Genomic DNA, 7896 nt, shown 5'->3' with positions numbered 1-7896 from the left:
TCACGTTCGGCGTGCTGGTAAAGCGCAGGCTGTTCTTTATGGAGTAGGCGGTTTTGCCATCATCGGCAATAAAGCCGTACGGCATGCAGATGCCCGGCCCCTCGGGCACTTCGTACAGTGCGCGAGGCTGGAAGCGTGAGACAAGGTCCTTGAAATACTCGGCAGAATTCCTGTCGGCTTTGCCCATGGAAAAATAATAAACACGCTGATTGCGATACAGATAAGCTTCTGTCGGGGCGATTTGACCGCCGAGGAAATAGGCGTCGGGAATGCCCAGATCGTGTTCGATTACTTCGGCAAGAGGGACCTTTTTTTCCAGTTCCTCTATCTCTTCCTGCAAGCTCGCGATGACCTCTTGGCTATATCCCATACCCGGAAACTCACTGAGTCGGAACCGCTTTATCTTGATATCTTCCCGTAATTCATCTTGATAAAGTGAGCCCGTCCCTTTCCGATAGCGAGCAGCGGAATCAAACTCTGAGCGCTCCACAACATCGCTGACATAAACTACCAGACCGTGATAATCATAGGCACTCAGATCACCTTTGGCTGTTACCTTCGAACTGAAGTTATGGCCCCCACCAGTAGATATTCTGAAAGTTCGACCGGCATCGTAGGTGGCCCATTCAATGGCTTCCGGCACATCAAAGGTCAGTCGTCCCAGACACTCCTGGCGTGGCACCTCAGCCATTACGATGCCGGCTGGCAAGAGTAGACAGTAAGCAAAATGTTTTATGAGCCTCATGAACGCCGGGTCTCCGTGGGCTGATGTACGCTGGCGATACCCGACCGTTGCTGCCTGGAGAGCATAATTGCTGGAAGCAGCAGAATGGGAATTAATCTTGATCTTGAATGGGTCAATTGCGGAAGATCCGAGCTACCGGTTCAGGGCTCTGCACTGCACACCGGAAGCCCTCCTGAACCAAGAATCCATCAGAAAGTTTTTCAGACCTACCTATATGGGAAAAGCTAAAGTTCAACGAGCCTACCCCCAAAGCACGTATCACTCTTTTAGTCCCCTTTACCGGGCCTTGAGGGTCAGTTATCTCGGAGTTCTCGCTATAATATGTTTCGGAAAACCAGTCGCTAACCCATTCTCTGCCGTTTCCTGCCAAATCGTATAACCCGAGCGGATTGGCAGGTAAACGGCTACCTACAGGCCCTCTGCCTCCTGTTTCATAAATGGCATCGTAGTAAGGGTGATCGATGCTGTCCACAGGCTTCCCGTCATGCGTTGCAAACAACCATTTATTACTGCCCCTATTGCGGGCTGCAAACTCGTACTGCGCTGAAGTGGGCAGATCAAAAGCGAGCCCTGTTTGCTCGCCAAGCCATAGGCAGTAACTTTTTGCTTGTTGCCACGTAACCTCTGCGGGCTTTTCGATGTACTCATAACTTTCCGGGTCCCTATCATAAGGATCGCGCGAAAACACTTCGTCACTAAGCGTGACAACGATCGGGCTTCCGGTCGCAAGCTGGTACGTATCGAACTCATACCATGTGGTTTTATGCTTTGCTAATGAGTAGCTCGACAGGGTTACTTCGTGAGCTTTGTTTTTTTCCGCAGTGGCGGGGAAATAAGGTCGCCAGATACCATCATTTCCAGTCGCGCCGAAGTCGCCCATGGTAAAACTGCCGCCCTCGATAAACATCTGATTGTGTGTAGCGCCGGCAAGGATTTCAACGATATTTTTTTCGACCGAGTTTTCGTCCCAGCTGGGGTCATCAGGATTGCAGCCGGAGAGCGTGACCATTGGCGGCAACAGCGCAATGGAGATGAGCCTGGATAGTGAATGAATCAATTGAGGAGAGTCCGAGTCGCAGGCTCAGGGCTCTGCACGGCGCAGCGGAAGCCGCCTGGAGTCTTGAGCCCGTCAGGAAGTCGTTCAGGAGCTCCGAAGCGGGAAAAACTAAAATTCAACGAGCCCGTTCCTAGAGCGCGCAGTACTTTTTCAGTTCCGTCAGGAGGGCCTTGAGGATCATTAGTTTCAGGGCTTTTGCTGTAGTAATTCTCTGAAAACCAATCATTAACCCACTCTCTCGCATTTTCAGCCATGTCATATAAGCCCAGAGGATTTGCCGGGAGCCGCGTCCCCACAGGGCCCGTTCTCCCTTGATCTCGGATAGCTTTAGCATAAGCGCTGGAATTATCTACAGGCTTTCCATCATGAGTAGGGTAAACCCAGTCTCTCCTCCCAAGATTACGCCCAGCAAATTCCCATTGTGCTGAGGTAGGAAGATCAAACAGCAAACCCGTTTGCTCGGCCAACCAAAAACAGTAGTTTTTTGCTTCCTGCCATGTAACTTCTGCGGGTCTTTTTATATATTCATAGCTGGAAGGATTTTGATCATAGGGAGGGCGGTGTCTGCCTCTATCATCGAGCGCAACAATGACAGATTTTCCGCTAGCCAGCCGATAACTGTCATATTCTTCCCAAGTTGTCTTGTATTTAGCAATTGAATAATTTGACAGAGTAACTTTGTGCGCCTTGTTGATTTCATTGGCGGGAGGAAAATAAGGACGCCAGACACCATCTTCACCAATTACGCCAAAATCACCCATCACAAACGTACCGCCTTCAATGAACACCTGATTGACCAGTGCATCTGCAAGTATTTTCTCGACGTTTCGCTTAATCTCCGAGTCATGCACGTTAGAGCTAATAGGCTTACAACCGCCTATCGGGCTCAGAGTAGACAATAAAATCAGAGTCCAAGCATATTTACGCATAACGCCTTCCCGTAACTTGAACATGGCGCGCCAAGCGTACTGGTTGGTTCGCACTTGCGACTGTATCTCTAAGACTCTCTTCAATTTGATTTAACTGTCTCGATGGAAAATACCGCATCAAATCATGAAGCCGTCGACGGTTTGCGCTAAAGCTGCCTTTCACGGCTGTTCTTTCCCGATACCAGAGGATATCCGGGCGTGATTCAAAGCCAAAACACAATATGTCTGCAATGGCCTTTGATCTCCGGGAAGCGTATGATATCCAGCAGGTTTTCCAGCGACCGATGCCTTAGCGGCATCGGTATTCCGGGGGCGGATAACTTCTTGACTATTTACAGCCAAAATCAATTTTGGACCGCTTGACTCACAGGCTCTGCGCTTTGCACGGCACAGCGAAATCCCGCCTTAACCAAAAGCCTGTGCTCTTCGTTAACGGGGTTTTCCAATCTCTCAGGGACTCCATTACGGGTAAAGCTGAAGGTCAATGAGCCGAGCCCTAAGCTGCGAAGCACTTTTTCTGTCCCTGTTTCTGGACCCTGAGGATCAACAATTTCTGGATTTTCACTGTAATACGTTTCTGAATACCAGTCGTTAACCCATTCACGGGCGTTCTCTGCCATGTCATACAAACCCAACGGATTGGCTGGGAGGCGTGTGCCAACCGGGCCTATTGAGCCGTTATCGTAAACTACGTCTCCATAGGGATCGGATGATGTGTTGATAGCCTTACCATCATGCGTCGCATACAACCAGTCCTTGCTGCCCCGATTGCGAGCGGCATACTCATGTTGTGCTGACGTTGGCAGGTCAAAGGCTAAGTCCGTGTGTTTACCCAGCCACAAACAATAATTTTTTGCCTCTTGCCAAGTTACTTGCGCGGGATTCTTAATATAGTGTCGGCTTTCGCTGTTTTGATCGAATGGCTCCCTAGACCATTCATCTCCGAAGGCTTCATGAACAGCAGGTATATTTTCGGCTGCCAGGTAAGTATCAAACTCGTGCCAAGTTGTTTTGTATTTCAAGAGAGAATAGCTTGTCAACGTAACTTGATGCGCCTTGTCCTTTTCGAAAGCCGGAGGGAAATAAGGCCGCCAGATGCCGTCATTTCCAGTCGCGCCAAAATCTCCCATTATGAAGGTGCCGCCTTCGATATATATTTGGTTAGCAATGGCACCGTTTATGACTGCTTGCACCGAGTTTTGACCAAGATTTTTTTGCTGTGTGGATTTATTAGGCTGGCACCCTATGAGCACCACCAGAACTGGCAATGTGTAGCTAATCAAGCGTTTACGCATACTGCTTCCCCGTTGACTTTGCGTAGCGACCGATTTGGACAGGTTCGTTGGCTACTGCTCTGGTATACATTAATTTCTCTTCGATAACTTTTAACTCAAAATAAGGAAAGAGCCTCATCAAGTTTTGCAAGCGTTTGCGGTTCAAAGTAAAGCTTCCCTTTTCGCCTTTTGGGTTCATTCGGGTAACAATCTCTTCATAGTCTCGCCAGCTTTGACTGCTTTTCAGTAGCGTCAATATGGCTTCCTCTCTAGTATTTCGACCTGCTCTGTAAAAATCCCAAAAAGTAGGGCCGTAATCGAAGCACATTATGTTCAGCAGACGTCCTTTGACTTCTGGCGGGGCGTACTTCAGCCAACCGCTATTCTCACTTTCAAAGTCACTCAATATGTTTATTGCAGTTTTGATCGCTAGTTGCTCTTTTGCGATGGATGTTTGGTGGCCGGTCACCAAGAGATCGATGGTCTGGTTGATATCATCAGCGGCTTGCATGCCAAAAAGGGCTGCGGCTCTGGCAACTGTAGCCCCTGTCAAAATACCGTAGACCGCGAAATGGCAAAGCTGGCTGAAAGCCATGTCATCGATATCTTCCAGTTTTTTAAAATCCACTTCTAAAAGAGAGTTGTAAACACAACGGATCATGGAAGCGAAGGTTCCCGCATTGACTTCGGCTCCGACCTCTCCGGAAGCACCACCTCCCACCACAACGCCTGCACGTACGTTGAAAAAAAACTTGTGTGTTCGCGGGCTCCATTTAATCTCAACCATTGCGTCTGCCCCCAACCCCAGAGCCACACCCCCACCGACACCGAGCATGCATAACGCCTTCCAAACGGGGGTTTCTTCAAGCGTATCTTTCCACTCGATACTGCCTTCCAGCTTGCCGTCGGCCCGCACTCCAGCGAACGCGCTAGCTTGAGCTGAAGCGGGGTTGCCTGGCTTATGGCGCTGCGCTTGAGGTGTTCCACTCGCGCCGCGCAAGCGAGGAATGCCTTCACTCATGTCTACATGAAGGTCAGCCGATAGCAGAGCGCTGGCACCGGCAAAGCCGGCAAGCTCTGCTTTGACCTGCGTACGGAACTTGCCCAGAGTCTGGCGTTGAATCTGATTATTCTCGTCCCTGTAACGAATAAACCATTCGCAGTCTTCTTCTGCTGGCCACACTGTGACTGCGTTGGCCTTGCCCTCAACCAAACTGGCACTTGCACTGACCTTTCCGGCCAAGTGAGCACTCATGGTTTTTGGGTCATAGCCTGAGCTCAGGCTCGCGCCCATGGCAAAGCGCATTGCCTGGGCTTCGGCGCCAACTACGATCGGAGCCATACCCTCAACGGGCGTCCATTCTTTTGGATTGCTTTGCCACTCCAGCAAACACCAGTCTAGAAATTGTTCATGGATAGCCACCTTGAAGGTGGGGCTTTGCAAGTCCTTGGCGATGGTGTCACGTAATTTGCCGGGATCAACTTTGCCAGTTGCTGGATCGAACCAGCCCTTGGCACGTGCTTTGTCTTGAGCGTCTATCTTGTAGCTGCGATGGCGTTTCCAACCGCTGTCCTTGCGCACATAAGCATAATGGCGATTTCCATTCACCCTGCGAATTTCGGTCAGACGCATGGGTTCCGAAGGTTTGCTCTGATCAATAATGCGCTCTTGTTCAAATCTCTCGATAAAGGTCTTTTTGTGGTCGAGAATGGTTTCCTCTGCGCCATTGAGACCTGCATAAAATTGCTGGATAAGCTGCTCCAGAACAGCTTCCTCTTGCTCAAACTCCCTCTGTTGGGCTGCTGTGAGTGGCATTAGTATCTGCTCATCTGCTTGGTGAAGCAGGTCCACGTAGTCGTCTGCGCACTCACTGCAATCGGCAACCTGCCCGACCGCCCGGGTTTCACGCCGAGGGGCTTCTTTAGGTAACTGAACGATCTGGCCGGAGTGAATATGGTTGGCGTCTTCGATATTCGGATTTAAACGCATCAACGTAGCTATTGTGGTGCTGTTTGCCCGGGCAATGAGGCTCAGGCTGTCTCCTGACTTTACGATGTATTCCATGACTTTTTCCTAAACCAGACCAAAAAGGTGGCGTTCAGCTTCCTGTAACCGCTGACCGGGTGAAGAGCTTTGATTTCCGAAATGCGTTGAGAGGCTTTGATTGGTTATATCGTTGGGAAAGCGCCACGCCAGTTCAAGGTAATGGAGGCAGTGATGTTCCTGGATGAAACCCATTTCGCGCGCCATGGCTGTCAGCTTAACTATGTGCTGACGCTGCAGTTTACCCGCAGCGCTTTGCTTGTCCTCGCATCGAAGATGGCTAACAGCTCTCTCAATGAACTTCTGATGTTCTTCTTCAGCCCACAGATCAAGTTGATCTTGCCGCAAGCTAAACCAACCTTCTTCTTCAGCCCGCCTGGACTGCCCCGCCGCAGCTGGCTTCATACTCAGCCAGCCGTCTTCCGTACGGGCTATCCATTGACTGATAGGACCCGATAGCGCAATGAAATCTTCAGGAGTTGTGCTGCGTAGCAAACGGACCAACCACTGTGGAGAATAAAAGCGGCAATAGGCCAGCTGGCTTGAAGGTAGACTCATGCTAATCAGGCTGCGTAGATGATCTGCCAATTGTTCGAAGCTGGCGTTGGTGGCTAACAGGATGCCTTTAAACTGCCATGCGTCTTTTATCGCCCATAAACGGGAACCTGCTGATGGTTTTGCGAGATAAGGACTGACCGCTAGCGCCTTTTCATGGCGAGTACCACGGTAAAGTTGCTCTACCCTGGGAGCATCGTCGTGGCCATAGACGAGTTTGGGTGCGTCTATGAGCGCCCCGTCAAGTAACAAATGTAGATTAGCCGATTCAGCCGTAATGGCGGCGAGAATGCTGGGGTTGAGGTGACTCAGCCCTTCGTGCATGGGCAGACCTCCAGTGAACATGACCCGTCCGGCTGGCGATGGCATTGGGCACTTAACAGTAAATCATCCTCTGCAACTTCACGCAGGCGATCTGGAGCGTTGGCGAGCGCCCTTTGCGTTTTAGCACCCGCCGCGTCGGAGTCAACGCCTCCAGGCAAAGCGGGCCGCAGGATGGCAATGCCCGATCCTTTCCCCGGACTGCCTCCCACATTCATCTTGATGGCCGGCCCGTTCAGGCTCACGCCGCCAGCGTCAATGGTGATGAAAGTCCCACCGGCGTTGAGCGTCAGTTGGCTACCGGCCTCGATTACCATTTTCTGGCCGGCTTTGAGATGGATCTCGCGACCGGCTTTGGTCAGGTGCGCTGCGCCGATCCTGACGTGCTGGCTGGTGCCGACCGTGAGGTGATCGTTGGACTTGCTTTCGATTTTGCGCTCGCCGTGGATGGTGCGGTGTTCTTCTTTCAGAAACTCGCTGTAGCTGTTGGCTTCGACGCGGTCGTGGCGTTCATGGCCGATGCGGATGGTCTGGTCGTGCTGGATGTTCTGGTCCCAGTTGCGCTGGGCGTGGATAGTGATCTGTTCCTGGCCCTTTTTATCTTCGATGCGCAGTTCGTTAAAGCCCTCACCGCCTGGGGTGCTGAGGGTTTTGAACACGCTTTGGGTTTTATTGGCGGGCAGATCATAGGGAACCGGGTGTTCCCGGTGATACAGACAGCCGGTAACTAATGGCTGATCCGGGTCGCCTTCCAGAAAGGAAACCAGCACCTCCATACCGACGCGGGGGATGGTGACGCCGCCGTAGCGGTCGCCGGCCCAGCTGCTTGATACCCGTAGCCAGCAACTGGTCTTGTCATTGACCTGGCCGTGACGGTCCCAGTGGAACTGTACCTTGATGCGGCCGTATTGATCGCAGTGGATTTCTTCGCCTTCAGGGCCGGTGACCACGGCGGTTTGATTGCCTAGGAC

General features: G+C 51.4%; 7 protein-coding genes. All 7 read right to left on the bottom strand.

The window, feature by feature from the left end; genetic code table 11:
* Positions 1–745: hypothetical protein (locus ENI00_RS05235; protein WP_304099888.1), on the bottom strand; the 745-nt coding region annotated here is incomplete at its 3' end.
* A gap of 112 nt (positions 746–857) precedes the next feature.
* Positions 858–1802, bottom strand: coding sequence for a formylglycine-generating enzyme family protein (locus tag ENI00_RS05230; RefSeq protein ID WP_304099886.1), 945 nt, complete (start codon positions 1800–1802; stop codon positions 858–860).
* Entirely contained in the window at positions 1799–2731 is a 933-nt protein-coding gene (locus ENI00_RS05225; protein ID WP_304099884.1) for a formylglycine-generating enzyme family protein, read from the bottom strand. Before ENI00_RS05225 ends, ENI00_RS05230 begins: the two co-directional genes overlap by 4 nt.
* A gap of 344 nt (positions 2732–3075) precedes the next feature.
* Positions 3076–4026, bottom strand: coding sequence for a formylglycine-generating enzyme family protein (locus ENI00_RS05220; protein WP_304099882.1), 951 nt, complete (start codon positions 4024–4026; stop codon positions 3076–3078).
* A complete protein-coding gene (locus ENI00_RS05215; RefSeq protein WP_304099879.1) occupies positions 4019–6070 on the bottom strand; it encodes a LysM peptidoglycan-binding domain-containing protein in 2052 nt (683 codons plus the stop codon). The genes ENI00_RS05220 and ENI00_RS05215 overlap by 8 nt, the downstream gene beginning before the upstream one ends.
* A 9-nt stretch (positions 6071–6079) precedes the next feature.
* A complete protein-coding gene (locus ENI00_RS05210) occupies positions 6080–6928 on the bottom strand; it encodes a DUF4123 domain-containing protein (RefSeq protein WP_304099876.1) in 849 nt (282 codons plus the stop codon).
* Positions 6913–7896 (bottom strand): type VI secretion system tip protein TssI/VgrG (gene tssI / locus ENI00_RS05205; RefSeq protein ID WP_304099873.1); only part of this gene is annotated, 984 nt, incomplete at its 5' end. The genes tssI and ENI00_RS05210, both read right to left, overlap by 16 nt.

The sequence above is a fragment of the Marinobacter antarcticus genome (assembly GCF_011049865.1).
GTDB classification, from domain to species: Bacteria; Pseudomonadota; Gammaproteobacteria; order Pseudomonadales; family Oleiphilaceae; genus Marinobacter; species Marinobacter antarcticus_A.
Note: the sequence above shows the minus strand (reverse complement) of the source record. Positions and strands in the feature narration are given on the sequence as shown.